This window comes from Pseudonocardia sp. CA-142604, assembly GCF_050948475.1.
Lineage (GTDB): Bacteria > Actinomycetota > Actinomycetes > Mycobacteriales > Pseudonocardiaceae > Pseudonocardia > Pseudonocardia alaniniphila.
This window is the reverse complement of sequence record NZ_CP192045.1, coordinates 3,293,526-3,312,114: the sequence shown is the minus strand read 5'-3', so window position 1 is coordinate 3,312,114 and position 18,589 is coordinate 3,293,526. Positions and strand designations below refer to the sequence as shown.

General features: G+C 73.4%; 1 protein-coding gene (running past one end of the window). It reads right to left on the bottom strand.

Translation table 11 applies throughout. The features are described 5' to 3' along the window. Window positions 1-18,589 carry the start of a DUF4781 domain-containing protein gene (locus ACQPZQ_RS15250; protein WP_433296131.1) on the bottom strand. Its footprint begins 21,098 nt before the window's first position, so 18,589 of the gene's 39,687 nt are visible here — the first part of the coding sequence; the start codon lies at window positions 18,587-18,589; its stop codon lies off the left edge, out of view.

The window sequence follows — 18,589 nt, the reverse complement described above, 5'->3', positions numbered from 1 at the left end:
CGACGACGACGCCCACGGCCGGGCCGACCAGGTCGAACACCACGGCCGCCGCCGCTGCGGTCACCACCGCGACCCGCGCCGCCCAGCGCGCCCGTCCCGCCCTCGCAGGGGCCGCGGTCGTCACCGTCGCGGCGGGCGGGCCGCGCGCGGGGTTGGCGGCCAGCAGCCGCCGCAGCGCGTCGAGCGCCACGTCCACCCGGCCGGCGAGAGCACTGGCCCGGTCGGAGCCGGAGCCGTCCAGCACCCCGTCGAGCGCGCCCGCGAGCCGGTCGAGCTCGCGGGTCAGCCGCCTGCCCTCGACGAGCAGGCCCGCGTCCCAGCGGAACCGCGGCGCGGCGGCGAGCCGCTCGCGCGCCTGCCGGACCTGCGGGAGCATCGCGCGCGCGGCCCGCCGGTCGCGTACCCGACCGACCGCGCCGATCGCGCCGCCGGCCAGGCGCAGCGGCGTCCGGAAGACGGCTCGCAGCCCGCGGCCCAGCCCGGCCGCGGCGGCGCGCAGTGCCGCGGTGGACGAGCGCGACTGCAACGGCGACCCGGCCACCGCCTTCCGGACGACCTTCGCAACCAGCCACCCCACGGCCACGGCCGCCGCTCCGGTGGCACCCCACCGCAGCGCCGCCTCCACCCAGCCAGGAACCCAGTCCGCCGCCGGGAACAACCCCAGCGGTGCCGCCGCCAGCGGCCCACCCGACCGGTGGTCGGCGCCGAAGAGGCGCCGCAGCAGCGACGTCCGGCGCTGCGCCGTTGCCGGCTGCTCGGCCGGTGCGGCCTGGGGCGAGTCGTCCCAGGTGACGTCCCACCGGCCCACACCCCCAGCACCGGGCAGCTCGGCGTGCACCCACACCCGTCGCTCGATGCTCACCAGGTCGAGCAGCTGCTGTGCGGTGACCGTCTGGCGCACCCCCTGCGGCACCAGGTCGAGGCTGCGCGCGTCGACGTGCCGGGTCGGCGGCCCGTAGCCGCCCGGCGCCACCGGGACGCGCGGCGTGGCGTGGCCGGCGGCACGACGCTGGGCCCGCTCCAGGCCCACGCTCACCTCGTCCGGCAGCCGGCCGAAGCGCAGTGCTTCGGCCATCCACTCCAGCCTCTCCACGACCACCGCGCGGGCGTCCTCGTTCGGCAGCGCGCCGAGCAGCCGGTCCTGGTCGATGAGCCGGTCGGCGAACTGCGCCAGCACGTCGTCGAGGGAGAGCCGGCCGAAGATCGGGTCGAACAGCGAAACGATGACGCCGAACCAATCGTCCTCGACCAACCGCGCCTGGTCGAAGTCGAACCGCTGCAGCGTGCCCGCCGGGGTCCGGATGAGGTTGTGCTGCAGCACGCCGTCCCAGTCGTCGAGGACGGCGGTGATCGAGTAGTGGCGGGCCAGCTGCTCCTGGAGATCCGCGCCCGTCTCGCCCTGGAAGTCCGGGTGGACACCCTCGGCGACCTCGCTGATCGACACGACCTCGCCGACCTCGAGGACCGGCCGGGTGTAGAGGTGGTCGGCGACGGGTTCGACGGCGACGGCCAGCGTCGTCCACACCGGCGCCGCCCCCGCCACCCGATCCGCCGGCGAGAGCTGGAGCCGGTAGGCGGTCGCCGCGGTGACGCCGCCGACCACCACGCCGCGACCCACTGCGCCGCGCTTGACCACCCAGTGGCGCCCCTCGCCGTCGCGCATCAGCATGACGATCGGCCGGTCCCGGAGCTCCTTGCCGGGCGCCAGGTCCTTCACGAAGGTCAGACCCCGCAGCGGGCGCAGCGGAAGTCCGCCCTGCGGCACGCGGCCGGAGCGCAGCCACGCCCCGTGGAAGGCCCCGATCGCGGAGTGAATCCGGGCGATGAGCGCCCTGGCCTCGTCGTCGTGCGCCAGGCCGTCGGCGAACCCGCCGGTGACGTGACGGCGCTCGTGGTCGAGCACCTCACCCAGGAGGCCGATGTCCTCCAGCACGGCCCAGCGGGACTCGAGGAGCGCGAACACCGCCGTCCCGGCGGCCGGGTCGAGCCAGCTGAACGCCCACGAACCGAGGATCCGGTCGATCTGCAGGGGGGACGCCCCGCGCCGGCGCAGCTGCTCGGCGAGCACGTCCGGGTCCGCGGCGAACCACTCCTCACCCGCCCGGAGCTGCGGCAGGCGACCGGCATCCGCCGGACCGCCCGTGCGTCGCACGCCCGCCTGCATCGCCCGGACGGCCGCGAACGCCTCGTGCGCACGCGCGATCTCCTCCTCGGTGAGGAGGCCCAGCGCCCCGGCTCCCGGCAACGGCTGCTCGCTGTCCAGGACGAAGCCCGGCGCTTCGCCGTCGCGCCTGTCCGAACGGTGCGGGCCTCGCGGCAACGGCAGCCCGAAGACGGACCCGGCAGCGATGGCCCCGGCATCGGGACCCCAGACGAGCAGGCCCACCGTCGCGGCGAGGCCGGCCCCGATGAAGATGACGGTTCGCAGCGCGGGTGGCCCGCGGGCCCTGACGACGTGGCCGATGAGTCGGGCCGCGCCCGCCGCGACCCCCGCCGCCAGCACGCCGGCCCCCACGACCACCGCCGTGGACCAACCGAGCACCGCCGACGCCCCACCCGCCAGGGTGATCCCGACGGCACCTGGAATCAGCCGAGCCGCCACGTGGTGCGCCATCCAGACCGGCAGGGTCCACCGGCCGGCCGGCGCCTGGCGGTACCGCCCGAAGGTCGACGCCTGCCATCCGTCGGGAACGGCCGGAACGGCTCGCAGCGCCTCCAGCACCCGCTGCTGGGTCGCGACATCCCAACCCAACCCCTGCCGGGCGGAGAAGGCCTCGACGATCCGCGCGCCGCGCCGGTGATCCGCGAGCCCACCGGCGCGCAGCAACCCCCGGAGCCGGACCAGAAGGCCGGTAACCCCGTTCCGGACGGTCGGTGCGGCGTTGTGCAACTCGATCAGCTGCTCGACGACCGGCAACGGGACGACTCTGGTCCCGGAACCGCCGTCCCGGACTCCCAGCACGGTGTTGAGCACCGTGAACGTCCGCGCCATCGACGCCAGCGCGGCCCCGCCGTCCTGCCGCGACGGCGGCCGCAGGCCCACCGGCCGACCAGCGAGCCCGGCCCGCTGCGCGGCGATCTCCGCGGCCTCCGTGCGCGCGGCGTCGGCCCGTCGACGCAGGTCGTCCTGGAGCTCGGTCAGCCGGGTGGCGGCCGCCTCGGCCTCGGCCCTGCCACTCAGCCATTGCTGCCAGGCCGGTGTGCCACGCTTCGGCCGCGGCAGGTTCGCCCGCCGCAGCACACCGTCGAGATCCCGGCGCGCCCCGTTGGCCGCCCTCTCCAGGTCCCCGGCCTGGTCCTCCCAGAGGCGCTGCGTCACCTCGAGGGCCGAGTCGCGAGCGGCGGCGACCTGGCGGACGAGCGCGTGGTACTGCCCCCACAGAGCGCGGTGCTGCGCCCAGGCCCTGCCGATCTCGCTCTCGCGGTAGGCCTGCTTGCCCGCTTCGTCCACGGGTCCGACCCGGTACACACCATCGGGGTTCGCGTGCGGATCGGCGCCGGCGTGGCGGTTCACGATCCGCTGCCACTGCCGCCGCGACAGCTGGATGGGCCGGACCCGGTCGAGTTCCTGGAGCATGCCGCGTTCCGCGAGACGCTCGATGGCGGCTTCGGTCAGGGCCGGGTTGACCACCGGACCGAACGCCCACACCAGCCGGATGTCGAACACCGGCACCGTCTGCGCGGGCATCAACAACGGCGCGTACGGACGATCGGGCACAGGAGCGGGGTCCTCGGGCCTGTCCGCCGACCCCGAGGACGCCGCCACGAGGTCCTGCCCCGCCGATGTCCCGGTCGCACTCGACGGTCCCCGCACGCCACGCGCCAGGTCGTTCGCGGGCACGCCCCGGTCGCTCGCGGGCACGCCGCGGTCCATCGCGGGCCCGCGCTCGGGACCTCGCACCTCGGACGCGAGCCTTTCGACGGTGGTGCTACGCCCCGCCTGCTCGGGAGCCGCGCCTGTCGCGCGATTCCCGGCGAGCTTGCTGCCGGTCGCCGGACCGTCCGGCCCCTCCGCCGCGGGACGAACCTCCGCCACGACCGCGACGTCCCGAGGTACGCCGGGCTTCGCGGCGCTCACCGGGGCGAGGTTCGAGACGAACATGATCGCTGCCGCCGCCCCGACGGTCGTCCGCTTCAGCGACGCGGCGACGCGACCTGCCCACGTGAGAGGGCGGCCGCTGGAGCCACCGGGTGCCCGGACGACATCGCCGGCCGATCCGGAGGGCCGCGGGCCCGCCACCGGGCCGCCCCCATCGCCTGCGGTGCCCGGCCGCGCGGCCACCGACAGCTCGACAGTGGCCTCGCCCCGAACGACCAGGTGCTCACCGAGCAGCTCCGGCAGCGCGCCAGGACCGCGCAGCCGCGCCAGTTCGGCTTCGGCCGAGACCAGGTCGTCACGGGCGGCCCGCCGCTGGTCGTGCAGCTCGTTCGACCGGCGCTGCACAGGCCCGTCGTGGTACTTCGCACGCTCGTGCGTCGCCGCGGCGTCGGCCTCGGCGACCTTCTCGCCCAGCTCGTCGACGCGTTCCCGCAGGCTCTGCACACGCTGGTGCTGTGCGGAGACCTTCGTGTTCTCGACGACCTGCACGGTGACGCGGACCGGTGGCTCGGTCGAGTCCGCCGGCGTCATCGCTCCCCGCCGACCGGCGTCCTGCTGCCCGGTCAGGGTGCGGTTCGTGGAGTCGACACGGGACTCTGCACCCCGCTCGCCAGGCGTCGTGTCCTGATCAGGGGTGCGGTCGATCGACGGTGTGGCCTTCTCGCTCGTCCCTGGTTGCGGCTCCCGACCCTGCTCGTGCTCACCGATGACGTCACCGGCCGCATTGCGGCCCGGGGTGTCTGCCTGCCGGCCGGCCTCCTCGTTGTTGCGGGCGGAGCCGGGCAGCTCGCTGGTGCGAGTGCTCGGTCCTTCTTCGTTACGGCTGGCAGCGCCCTCGGGTGTCACGTCCGCTCGCCGCGACGGTGTGCTGCCGTGCGCACCTGCACCGGTGTGGTCGCCGGCCGGCGGTGCTCCCTGCTCGGTGGCAGGGTCCTGGTGACCAGCCCGACCGGCATCGCCGGTCTTGCCAGTGATCGCGGAGCCCGGCCCTGGGGGCGGGATACCTGTCTTGAGGGGGTCGATTCCTCGCGGGTTGCCCGTGGTGTCGAAGCCGTCGAGCTCGCCGTCAGCTGCACCCCTGAGCGGCGGCGGCCCGTCCCCGGCGGCCACATCGCCACCGTTGGTCGTGGAACCGCCGGTCGAGTCGCTGCGACCGCCGGCGCTCTCCCGCACCGGTAGGGCAGGGGGGTTCTGCTCGGCGGGGCCCTGCGGACGTTGCGGCTGCGGCGGGTCGGCAGGATCGTGCGCCGGGTTGCGGCCCGCCCCGTCGGCATCGCCGATGGCGATTGCGCGCGTCCCGGCGCCGGCGCCCGAACCGGGTTCGGAGGCGCTGCCCGGGCGGGGCTCGGACATGACGCCGTCGGAGGTCCCGGCGGGAGCGCCCTGTGGTTCGCCGTGCGGCGGCTGCCCACCCGGGGTGTCGGTGACGCGGCCAGGAACCGGTACCACGCCGGAGTCGCCAGGTGGACTGCGCGCCGGAGGGAGCCCCACCTGACCGGACCGGGCACCGGGGGTGTGCTCCGGCGTGAGCGAGCCGATGCCGGTGGGCTGTGCCGGTGGTTGCGCGTCCGGAGGCGCGGCCTCGAACGGCCCGGCGTGCCGCGTGCCTGCCGGCTGCACAGGGTTGGTCCCGGCGGTCACCGGCTCGCCGGGCGAGGCGGGATCGGCCAGGCCCACGCCCTGGACCGGAGCCGGGTCAGCAGCCGCGGGCTGCGCGTCGGGAGCTCCCGCGGTGGCCGGGCGGGGGGCCTCGGCCGAAACAATGCCCGCGACGCCGACCGGACGCGGCACCGAGCCCGGAGCAGCTGCCTTCTGCTCCGCGCGAGTCTGCGCAACAGCCTCCTGCTCCGCGCGAGTCTGCGCAGCGGCCTCGTCCCGGGCACGAGTCCGAATGCCACCGGCTTCGTCGTGCTCGGCGCGAGCCCGCATGCCGGCCTCGTCCTGCTCGGCACGAGCCCGCACGCCGGCCTCGTCCTGCTCAGCACGAGCCCGCACGCCCGCGGTCTGCTCCTTCTCCGCCTGCGCCCGAACCGCCCGGGCGTCCTCGTCCGCCTGCGCGCGGACCGCCGCAGCCTCCTCGCCAGCACGCCGCGGAGCGACCGAGGCCTCCTCGTCAGCCTGCCCCCCGCGAGCAACCGAGCCGTCGTCGTCAGCCTGCGAGCGAGTGACCGAGGAGCTCTCGTCAGCCTGCGGGCGAGCAACCGAGGCGTCCTCCTCAGCCCGCGGGCGAACCACGGCCTCCTGATCAGTCTGCTGGCGAGCCGCCGCAGCCTGCTCATCGGCCCGGGTCCCGCCGCTGGTGGTGGTGTCGGTGTCCTCGCTGCGGGCACCGGCACGGATCTGCTCGACTTCGGCGCCCTTGCCACGGGCCGGCGGCGTCGCCGTGTCGCCGCTGCTGCCCTTACCACCGGCCGGGATGCCGGGATCGCCGCCCGCGCCCGCAACACCGGCACGCAGTGTGCCGTCGCCGCCGGCGCCGCCCTTGCCACCAGCCGGCGGGGTGGCAGCGTCGCCGCCGGTGCCACCGGCGGGTGGCGCGCCGTCGCCGCCGGTGTCCTTACCGCCGACCCCGCTGACGCCCTTGCCGCCCGGGGGCAGGGTGGCAGGAGGCGTTGCGGGAGTCGGGTTGGTGGGATCGGTGGGCAGGTCGCCGGGGTTCGCAGCGGTCACGTCGCGTGAGGTGGTGAGGTCGGGTACCCGATTGCGGATGGCGGCCCGCCAGCCTGGGCCACCGCCTGCCTTCGTCCAAGCGCGCGGGGGGAGCTTGCCGGTCATCTGCACAGCGCCGACGCCCATCATGAGCCCGTTCATGCCCAGGCTGAGCCCGTCCCAGAACCGGTACTCGCCGCTCATCCGGTTCCAGTTCGCGGCGTAGTGGTAGCCACCCTCGACGAACTGCTCGCCGAAGCCAACGAAGGCGGCGCCGTTGAGGACCTTGGCCGTCCCTCCCGCGACCGCGGCTGTTCGGCCCATCTCGGCAACGGCCGCAGCGCCTGCCCCTAGCTTCACGAGTGAACCCGCCCCGAGCGCGGCACTGCCGAGGACCATGATCGCGTCAGCGCGCGCGGCCGGGTTCGTGAAGACGTTGTTGGACTGCCCGTGTGCGGTGCGGTTGTTCCAGTTCTGCACGGCCCGGACGGTGAAGTAGCCGACCCCGGCGGCGGTCAGGCCGACACCGACGGCGTACATGCCCGCCGCGGCGGGGGCGCCCAGGCCGAGGGTGCCGACCCCGACCGCGGTGCCGCCGACGAACATCAATCCCGCACCGACGAACGAGACGACACCCATGGCGCGGTCGGCCCACTTGTGCTTGACGTGCTTCCCGTTCGTCGTCTCCAGGTGCAAGCTGCCGATCTTCGCGCTCAGATCGGAGGGGGCGAGCAGCTTGGTGCCCTCGCCGAACACTTCGTTGTTGTCGCGGAAGTCGTTGAGATCGTTGTAGTTCGCGCCCTTGACGTCGATGTACGCCTTGACTTTGCCCTGGGAGTCCATCACCCGGTAGATCGGCATGTAGCGCAGCTCGTGGGAGTCGGGGTCCTCGTACAGCGTCATGAGCGCGTCGGTGTGGGACCCGTCCTTGGAGTACTTCTCGATCCCCTTCTTGATGTCGCCGTCGAGCTTGTCGAACTCGTCCCTCGTGAGAGAGACCGACAACGAGTTCATGATCTCCTGCGGGGTGCCCCGCGAAGCGAACTCGGCACGCCGGTCGTCCGGGGTCGCGCCCGCGAACGCGTCGCCGTCGTAGCCGTCGTACTTCTTGACCCCCTCGTCGAAGTACTTCTTCATCAGAGGGTCGGTGACGCTGTCGTAGTAGTGCTTGTTGATCCCCGAGTTGAGGACGTAAACCATGTCCGGCCGGCCGGTCGACGGCAGCTGGAGCAGCTCGGTCCTGCTGTTGTCGGGGCTCCGGGCGAACAGCTTGTTGTTCTCGGAGCGGGAGCCGAGGTCGCGCAGAACCGTGTCGTAGTTCAGCCCGGCCGTCGAGGCGAGCAGCTTGATGTCCTTCGTGACCTGGTCATCGACACCGCGGGTCTTCTCCAGGTGGTTGGCGAGCGTGGTCGCGCGGTCCTGGAACTGGTCCCACTTCGTCAGCTGGTCCGACCACGCCGGGTCGTCGGCGTTGGCGGCGATGCCGATGTCGTACGTGCGCAGGTGCTCGAAGTCCGCCGGGCCCAGCTGCTTGCCGGGCAGCTTCGGCTGCCCCTTGAGGTAATCGCTGATCGATCCGATGTTGTCCCAGTCGCCGGTGATCCCCGATCGGATCGCGTTCAACCTGTCGGCTTCGGCGTTGAGCCGGTCGACGTCGGCCTGGGTCGCGGTTCCGTTCTTCTGTTTCTGCTGGAACGCCGTCTTCTGCTGGTTGTAGGCGGCGCTCTGCTCTTCCCATGCGTTGGTGCGCAGGCGCAAGTCTTCCTTGCGCCCCACCATGGCGAGGTTGACGACGCCCGCGGCGTTGCCCTGGGCCTGCTGGTCGGGTGTGAGGAGGACGAAGGGGGTCCCCTTCGGCAGGGCGTCGGCCTCCTTCTGGCTGGAGACGATGACCCGGCCCTGGTCGTCGAGCTGCTGACCGTTCTTGTTGACGCCCAGCGTCTTCTGGATGTCCTCGTTGATCATGGTCAGCGACTTGCCGCCGAGCTTTCCGGGCAGGTTCTCGTTGGCGACGCTCTGGTTCTTCGCGTTGATGAGCAGGCGCTGGTAGTCCATCTGGTCGAGGCCGTTGACGATGCCCCGGTCGACTTCCAGCAGCGGGAAGCGCTTCTGCGCGGTGTTCAGCAGCTGCTGCTCGTCCTTGGTCAGCGTCGATGTGTCACCCGTCTGCTGGACCTTGTCGAGGATCCGGTTCAGGCCCGGCAGCTCGGCGTTGCCCTTGTCCTTCACGTACTGCGCGTTGGACTCGGCGCCGGCCACCCGCGCCTCGGCGAACGCCTTCTCGACGGCGCTCAGCGGGCGCACCGCCTTGTCGTACGCCTTCTTCTGGTCCTCGGTGAGGGCGTTGTAGGAGGCGGGGTCCAGCGGAGGCAGCTGGTCGCTCTCCGTGAGGTTCTTGACCAACTTGTTGTGGGCTGCGACGTGTTCCTGGTAAGTCTTCTCGCTCAGCTTGCCGGCCGCGACCTGCTTCTTCTCGTCGTCGAGCTTCTTCTGGCTCGCGTCGATGATCGGCTGAGTCAGGTCCTCCTTCAGCTTCTTGTCGACCGGGGCGTCGGTCGCGGTCCGGGTGTAGCTGGGGTCGAGCAGCAGCATCCAGCTCGGGTCGGCCTCACCGCGGCCCTTGACCATGGTCTTCGGGTCACCGCCGGTGCAGCCGTTGGCGCCTGCGCCCTTACCGCAGTACCAGCCGTCGTTCGGGCCGTACTTGTCGATGTCGGTCTGGTTGGGGTACAGCAGCACCGTCGGCTTGCAGTTCCCGTTGTCGCACATCAGGGTCTTGTGCGCCGCGTCCTTCCCGGGCGCGTTGGTTTCGCCGATGCAGGTGCCGCCGCCATAGCAGACGCCGAAGCCGCCGTTGCCCTTGGCGTCGCGGTAGCCCTGCACGAAACCGCAGCCCTTGGCGGCGCAGTACTGGGCGTCGCCCTCCGGCGTGAAGCTGTAGACCTGGCCGGGCCCGTCGAGCCGGACCTCGAAGTAGCCGTTCGGTGTCTTGGTGCCCTCGTTGCCGGCGAACTCGTCGTGCATCAGGCACACGGCGGTGCAGGTCCGCTTCGTCGGGTCGACCTTGTTCAGGTCGTTCGGGCCCTTACCCAGACCGGTGACGGAGCCGTTGCAGATCACCTGGCAGTTCTTGTCAAGCGACACGTTCTTGTTGCCGGGGACCGTCTCGCGGCACATCCCGTAGCAGTCGAAGCTGCCGCCCTTGCCCTCTTCGTCGGGGGTTACTACGACCAGCCGGTCGGCCGCCGTGGGCTTCTGGGCCTTGCAGTTGGAGAGGCAGTTGAAGGAGGGCAACGAGAGGATCAGCGGCGAGCCGGTCCCGAACATCGGGTACGTGTTCTCGATCTTCCGGCCGTCGGGCAGCTCCACCGAGCCGGACTGGCCGTACATCTCGTACTTGCCGTGGGGGTTGCCCCGGCCGGCCGTCATGACGAACGCGGTGTTGGGCTTCCACTTGCCCACCTCGCCGGGACCCTGCTTGATCTGGATCGGGCCGTCACCGTTGGCGATCATCTTGACGCCCTCGAAGGAGGTGAACTTGCCCTGCCCGTTCCAGGAAGCCATGGCGGGGTTGTCGAACTGGTCCCGGGCCATGAGCCAGGCGGCCGCGCCCTTCGTGCCGAACAAACCACCGATGTCGAAGGTGTCGGCGACGGGCTTCCCGTCCTTCGTCTTGCCGTTCTTCAGCACACCGCTGCAGCCGCTCGGGCAGGCGACGACGAACGCGGCACCGTGCGAATCGCCGTAGCTGGCGGTGACTCCGCCGCCACCCTTCGCCGTCGCGGTACTGCCGGTGAAGGCGTCCTTGATCGAGCCGGTGGTCTTCGCCCAGCCCATGCCGCGACCCTGGTCGTCGCGGTAGCTACCAGCTTCCTTCGGGTCGGTGGCCGTGTCGTACTTGCTGCCGCCCGGCGCGGTCGGGTTGTTGACGACGAGGTTGCCGTCGTCGCCGACGGTGAGCTTCTGCCCGCTCGAGCCGACACCGGCCTTCTTGACGCAGTCGGCCTTCGTGCAGGTCTGCCAAGCGCCGTCCTGCGTGTCGCCGAGGTTGCGGTACCGGTACTTGCACTCGTTCCCGTTGCACTGGAATTCGGCGCCGTAGCGGTTGTCGCCGATGTCGCGCAGCTTCGGCCGGCCCGTCTTCGGGTCGATGATGGGCTCGTGCGTCTTGGGGTCGATCTCGACCCCGGCTGCCTGGGCTCGCTTCCACCCGGCGTCGACGGTCTTGACCCAGGAGCTCGCACCAGCTTCCTTGAAGTTGGCGCAGTACCCGGTGCAGTAGGCGTTGCCGCCGTTCTTCTGGCCGGGGACGGCGATTGCCGTGACGCCGCAGCCGCCGTTGTTGCCCGAGCACTCGGCCGTCTTCCAGGCCGTTGAGTAGCCGCCGTCGTTCTCCCAGGTGGCCGCCTGCTCCGCGCCCTTCCTGGAGTCCTTGGCCTTGGCGTAGAAGGGTGCGTTGCAGTTCGCGGCACCCGAGCAGGTGGCCGACGCCGACGCGTGGTTGCCTTCGGCGTAGGCGCTGGCGGACACCGCGACCCCGCCACCGCCCATGCCGCCGCCGCCGGAACCGGACGCGCGAGCCCAGGCGTACGACCCCGTCTCCGGGTCTCGCGCCGATGCGGACCGCGAAGCCGAGTACGAGTAGCTGCAGCTGGTGCCCTTGGTGCCCATGCACGACGCGGACGCCTGCGCGGAGTTCGCGTCGCCGGCTGCGGCCGCCGTGGTCATCACCTGCCCGCCGCCGGTGGTGCCCTTCCCGAAGCCGACCGCGTCGCCCTTGGCGCCGGGGGCGGATGCGTGGCTCTCGGCCCGGTAGGAGTAGCGGCAGCCGGAGTTCTTGCTGCCCTGGCAGGATGCCGCCGCCATGGCGCTGCCGGGGGTGGTCTGCGCCACCGCGCTCGTACCACACCAACCGCTGCCGGCCCCCCCGCGTGAGCCGCAGCCGGCCTTGGCGGTGGCGCGGTTGCCGCCGGTGGCGGACTGTGCCTTGCTGCTCGCCGAGATGCTGTACCGGCAGGTCGAGCCCATGCTGCCCTCGCAGGCCGCGGAGGCCTGCGTCCCGGTCTCGCTCGCGCCGACCCGGCTCGAGCCCGCGCACTGCCCGTTCGTCCCGGCGGTGCAGTCGGTGCGGGAGGACGCCTTGTTGACCCCGCCCGGGGCGGCGGCGCGAGCCTTGCCTTCGGCGTGGATGCGGCATCCGGTGCCGGCACAGCTGCCGGTCACCTCGGCAACACCCTCACCGGCGAACCCGCCCGTGGCGGACTGGCAGCCCCCGGCCGCCGCGCAAGTGGCAGTGGAATGCGCCGTGACTTCGGCCGCGCCGACGGCGTCCGACCTGGACGAGGTACGGGTGGCGCAGCCGGTCGCGGTGCCGTTGTCGCACGTAGCGGTCACCGAGGCGGTGGTGGTGGCGAACCGTTGCTCGGTCTTGACACCCGGCGTGGTGGACGCGGTCGACGAGGAGGCGCTGATCTGCGCCCGGCACGCGGTGGTGCCGTCGCAACCGGTGGCGCCGGTGGCGGTGCTGGTGCTGCGCTGGCCCTTCGGCCCGGCGACGGCCGTGACACTGCCGGTGAGCGTGCCGGTGCAGCCTGCCTCTGGACAGTCGATCTGCGAGCCGGCCTGCGCAATGCCGGAGGAGCCCGGGATCGGCTTGGCCCTCTTGCCCTCGCCGGTGGTCTGGCCGGAGTCGCGGTCGGTGGACGCGCTGGCGTCGCTCGCCACCATGCAACCGCTCGCGGCGGCGGTACAGCGGGCCGCCGTCTCCGTACGGCCCGGCGTGCCGCTCGTGCCACCCGTGGTCGCGGCGGCGCACCCCGGACCGGCGCACTGCGCGGTCGCGCTCGACTGCGACATGGTGGCCGGCGCCTCGGTGACCGGCTTCGCGGCCAGCTCCGCGGCCTTGGTGGCGGCCGTGCGCGCCTGCTTGGCCGCGGTGGCGGCGTCGGCGGCGGTCTTGCGCTGTGCTGCGGTCGCGCCCTTGCGAGCGGCGACCTGTGCGGCCTGCGCGGCGAGCTGCTCGGCCTTGGTGGCCTGCTGCTTCGCCTGCTCGGCTGCGTCGTTCTGCTGTTCCGCGATGATGTCGGCCACGACCTGGCCGGATCCCGCGGTGGAACTGGTCTGCGCCTGGCAGCCGGACCGGCCGCTGGTGCAGGAGGCGCTGCTGCTGGAGACACCCTCCGGAGGACCACGTGCCCCGGTGGCCGGGTTCAACGCCGCCGGGCCGTCACTGCCCGCCGCCGAGCTGCGCACCGTGCCCGAGCACGAGGTGCTACCCGCGCAGTCCAGCGTCGCCGACGCCATCGTCCAGCTGGATGCACCCGGCACCGTCGGGCCACCCGAGCTCGCGCTCGACCCGGGCGCCGTCGGCGCCGGCGGGACCGCGGGCTGCTGCTTCTGCGGCCCCTGCTGCCCCTCCGGCGGCGCCGACCCCCCGTCACCGCCACCGTCGCCGGTGGTGGTGGAGGACACCGTGGCGTTCGAGGTGGAGCGGGCCTGCACCAGCGGCGCGATCACGTTCGCATCCGGGCCGGTCGAGGCACCGGAGTTGGTGACTGCCTGGCACACCCCGCCCGACACCCCGGTGCAGGAGCCCTCGCTGCGCGAGCCGCGCGGGTCCGGCGACACCGACGGGTCGGTGGCGGTCGCCGAGCTGGTCACCTTCCCGGTGCACGCGGTCTCGCCCTCACAGGTCAGAGCGGCACCAGCGGCCGAGGCCGCCGACGGACCGGCAGGTAGCCGGGCCACGTTCACCCGCTTGGCCACGTTGTTCTGCTGGGTCCCGGCCTGCTCCGCGCCCGACTGCGGGGCGGTGGACAGGGCGAGCGCCGCACCGGGGCCGGTGGTCGCCTTCGACACCGACTGCACCTGGCAGCCGCCCGTGCCGCCGGTGCAGCCGGCCGTGCCCTCCGACGTGCGCGGCGCACCTCCGGCGACGGCGCCGTCCCAGGCGGTCGTGCTGGTGCGCACCGTGCCCGAGCAGGCCGTGCCTGCCTCGCACGCCAGGCTCGCGTTCGACGACGAGGTCGACGAAGGCCCGTTCAGCGGCTGCCCGGCAACCGGGAGACCGGTGTTCGGGTCGGTCGCCACGAAGTCCGGGGCGCTCGACGCGGCCGAGGTCGTGTCCCCCGAGCACCCGCCGCCGGTGACCGTGCACTCCGACGTCGCAGAGGTGCCCCGCGCGTGCGGCGACACCGCCGTGTCCCGGGCACTCGTCGACGAGCTCGCGGTGCCGCCGCACTCGGTGACCGCGCCGGCGCACTTCACCGACGCCGACGCGTTGGACACGCTCACCGGCCCCGACACCGGGGTCACCCCGCCGGTGGTGCTCGCCGGGTTCGTGGCCGGGGCCCTGTCGGTGACCGTCGTGTCCGCCGAGGTCGTGCAGCTGCCACCGGCCCCGTGGGCGGTGCAGGACGAGGAGCCGGTGCTGTCGCGCACGCCGGTGACATCACCCGACGCCGCGCCCGAGGTCGTGCTGGACCCGGAACCCGAGCACGTGGCGGCGGTGCAGTCGACCTGCGCGCCGGCCTTGCTCGATGCCGTCAGCTCGCGGGAGGCGAGCGGCTGCCTGGCCGCCCCTGAGGTGAGCTGCGCCGAGCGCGTGGCCGGCCCGGCCGTGCTGTCGCCCACCTCGGAGCTGGAGTCGACCGAGCACCCACCGGCGTGCGCGTCGCAGCGCGAGGAACCGCTGGTCGTCCGCACCGGCGCCGCCGCGCCCGCGGCCGCGGGGGTGCCGGTGACCGAACCGGTCGTGGCGCTGCTCGCCGTGCCGCTGCATCCGGCACCGGCGCAGTCGACGCTCGCGCCTGCCGAGCTGGACGCCGTGGCGGCGCCGTCCGTCACCGCCGCCGGCCGGGCGGTGCCGCCGTCGCGCAGCAGGCTCGCCCACGAGTTGTCCTGCCCGTCGACCGGGTTGTCCACCTCGGTGTTGCTGTGGGCCTGGCACCCGTTGCCGCCAGCGGTGCAGGACGCCCGGCCGGTGCTCTCCCGCTTCGCACCGGCCCGGACCCCGCTCGCGGATCCCGCCGTGGCCGTCGTGCCCGTGCCGGTGCACCCGGCCCCGCAGTCGACCTCGACCGCCGCGTCGCTGCTGCCCGCGGTGCCGCGGGAGTAGCCGTCGCCGGCGGCGTGCGAACCGCTGCGCACGTTGCACGCGCCGCCCGTGACGGTGCAGTCCGCCTTCCCGTTCGTCGCCGACTCCGGCGTGCCCTGCGCGGCCGAGGCAGCGGACGTGGTGCCGGTCTTGTGGCCGGCGTCCGTGCTGCTGCTCGCCGAGCCCTTGCAGCCGGCGGCGCCGGCGCATTCGACTCGGGCGTCCGCCGCGACCTCGTCCGTGGAGGAGTCACCCAGGTCCACCGAGTTCGACGTGCCGCAGCCGGCGGCGGCCGCACAGTGCGACGTGCTGCTGCCCTGCCGGCGCGCCTCGCCGGTCCCGGCGCCCGCCGTCTCGGTGGCGTCGTCGATCGCGGCGCGGGTCGCGGCCCAGCGCGCGTCGGGGCGGTCGGTCCCGGATCCGGTGCTGCTGCTGTCGCAGGTGCCGCCTGCGGTGTCGCAGCGGGCGTCGGCGACCGATCGGCCTGCGAAGCTGTCCACCCCGCACTTGCCGGTGCACGCCGCCGATGCCGCGGTCTTGCGGTCCGCGGGGCTCGCCGCTCCGGACACCGGTGGCGTCGCCGCGTCCCGCTCGGGTCCGGTGCTGTCGCTGCGGCAGATCCCTCCCCCGGCGTTGCAGGACGCCGCCGCGCCGTCCGGCGTCGCGATGCTGTGTTGACCGCAGTCCTGCGCGTCCCCGGAGCACCGCGCGGAGGACTTCGTGACCGTGCCGTCGCTGTCCCGGCTGGAGGCGCTGCTGCCACAGCCCTTGTCGGCCCCGGACAGGACACAGGAGGCCGAGCTCTCGTTGTCGCCCGACTTCGTGGACACACCACACCCGGACGACACCCCAGACAACGCCACACACCGGTCGGCGTGCTGGGTGCCCTTGTCGTCCTGGCTCACCGAGCCGCACTCGACGAACACCCCGCTCGACCCGCACCCCGCAACGGTGCCCGCCCCGCGGGTGCCGTCCGTCGGGACGACGCCCGCGTCGTGGCCGGTGGCGGCCATCAGCTCGTCGGTCGCCGAGTACACCTTGTCACGCTCGGCCTCGTACTTGGCGACGTTGCGCTCGTGCGCCGCCTTCGTCACGGTCCCGGCCGCGACCTTCTTCTGCTCGGCCGCGAGTTGCTGCTGCTGCTTCTCGAGCGTCCGCTGCCCGTCGACGACCTCGTCGACCAGGTCGGACCGCTCCGGCGACAGCTGTGCTCGGTCCTGCGCCAGCTGCTTCTCGAGCGCCTGGTGCTTTTCGGAGCTCTTCTTGTACTGGGCCGCAGTCACCTCACCGGAGGCGACCTTCTTCTTCTCGTTCGCGAGCTGCTCGCGGCTGTTGTCGACGGCTATGCGGCCTTCGAGCACCCGCTCGGTCTGCTGGGCCGAGTCGTCGTAGGAGACCCACTCGCCGTCCACGACGTGCCCGCCGCCGTGGTACGTCGCGTAACCCTGGCGGCCCCGGGAGGACGGGGGGCCACGGGCTTCGGCGTCGGAGAACAGCCGGGAGCGCAGCAGCGTCGTGGCGTCCATCGAGCCGGTGCCGAGACTCCGCAGCTGCTCCCCGCCCACCGCGTGCAGCAACCGCGCCAGGACGACTCCGTCGTCCGCGGCGGACCCTGCGGTGCGGGCCTTCGCGCCCCGGTCCGCCGCCGCTCCGGTCGAGCGGCGCACGCCCTGCTCCGCGGACCCGGCCCGGTCGGCCACAGCCCGCGCCGCGTCCACCAGCCAGCCGCCGGTCGCGGCCAGATCCGCGTCGCGCGACAGCACGCTCCGTGCCACGTCCCGCGCGTGGGCGACCAACCGCTGCACCTCCGCGCGGGTCGCGGCGCCCCGCGCCGAGCCGGCCTGCCCGCGGCCGGACCCGTCCGCGCCTCGGGCGGCCGCGGCCCACTGGCCCAGCGTCCCCGCCAGGTCGGCGGCGATCCGCTGTCGCGAGTCCGTGGACGTCCGCCCCGCACCCGGACGGGCAAGCGGGGTCTCGCCCCGGGTCCCGAGCGCCCGCGTCACGTCGGCGATGAGCCGGTCCCGCACCCCACCCGAGATCCGCACGGCGCCATCCCGGCCGATGGCACGCCCAGCGTCGCGCTCCGTGGCACCCGCAGGGCGGTCCCGCCCACCCGCAGCCGTCGACCCGTCCAGACGCTTCGCCAGCTCCGCGACCACGCGCCCGACGTCCCCGTCCGCCCGCTGACCGCGGTCCCCACCGGATGCCCACTCGCCGCCATTGCGGCCGAGCGCCCGGGTCACCTCGGCGAAGACCCGGTCCCGCACCGTGGCCGAGATCCGCGCGGCGACATCCCGGCCGGCGGCACGCCCGCCGTCGCGCTCCGTGGCACCCGCACGACGGTCCCGCCCACCGACGGCCGTCGGCCCGTCCAGACGCTTCGCCAGCTCCGCGACGACACTCGCCGCGACGTCGCCGCCCGCCCGCTGACCGCGGTCGCGGCCGGTGGCGCGCGTCGGCTCGGCCGTCAGCCCCTGCTGGTCGAGCGCCCGGGCCACCTCGGCGACGACGCCGCGCTTGGCGTCGGCGCGACCGGAAGTACGAGCCGACTCGCCGCGGCTCCGCCCGGACCCGTCCGCCGCGGCCACCCGCGACGGCTGCGCGCGGCCCGAGCCGGCCGCCTTGGCGACCTCGTCGGCCAGTTCCGACCACGACGCAGCACGCGCCGCGTTCCGGCGGCCATCGCCGCCGGCAGTCCGGTCAACGGCGTCGCGCACCTGCTGGGCCACCTGTCCGGTGTGGCCCTGCACAGCCTCGCGAATCACGTCCCGGATCGCATCGCCCCGGTTCGCGACGACCTGCTGGACACGTTCGTCCGCGGTCGTCCGGGTGTTCTGGGCCCGGATGTTCTGGGCGCTGCCGGAAACGCGAGAGCTGCGCTTCTGGTCGCCGCTGTTCTGTGCACCGGGCTTGCGGTCCCGGGTGTCCTCGGCGGCCGTTCCGTGGCCGTTCGCAGGAGCGCCGCTCCTGGCTCGGCTGCGGCTGTCACCGTCCCCGCCGGATTCGCCGCGCCGCTGCTTTCCGCTCGCCCGCTCATCACCGGCGGAAGCGGTGCGCGTCGTCGACGGCCGGTCGGTACGCGTCGCATTCCCGGCATTCCGGTCGGGTTCACCGGAACGGGAAGCCGTCGGCCCGTCGTTGCCCGAGCCCGAGATCGGCTGCGCACGCTCGCTCTGAGGTTCCGCGCCGTTGTCGTCTCGCTCGAATCGGGACGAGCTCGGGCTGTTGGAGCTGTTGCTGTTCGAGTCCTTGCCGTTCGAGCTGCTGCTGTTCGAGGAGCTATCACCGTTCGAGCTGTTGCTCTTCGGGCTGTTGCTCTTCGTGCTGCCGGTCTTCGTGCTGCCGCTCTTCGGGCTGCTGCCGTTCGAGGAGCTGCCGTTCGAGGAGCCGCTGCCGTTCGCGTCGCTCTTCTTGTCCTTCTGCTTCGTCGATCCCTTTCCGGAATCGCCGGAGCTGGAGTTCTTCTTGCTGTCGTCCTTGCTGTCGTTCTTACTGTCGTTCTTACTGTCGTTCTTACTGTCGTTCTTACTGTCGTTGTTCTTGCCGTCGTTCTTACCGCCGGCAGGCCTGCTGTTCCCTCCCTTCGGCAGGCTCTGCTGGGCGGCCACCACCGGAACCGCCGCGGCCGCGGGCGACGCCGTGAGGAACGCCGCGCCGATCCACAGCACCACCACGGCGCCGGCCAGACCGAGCATCCACCGCACCACCGACCAGACCCGCTCGGCCACCGTCAGCCGCAACCGCAC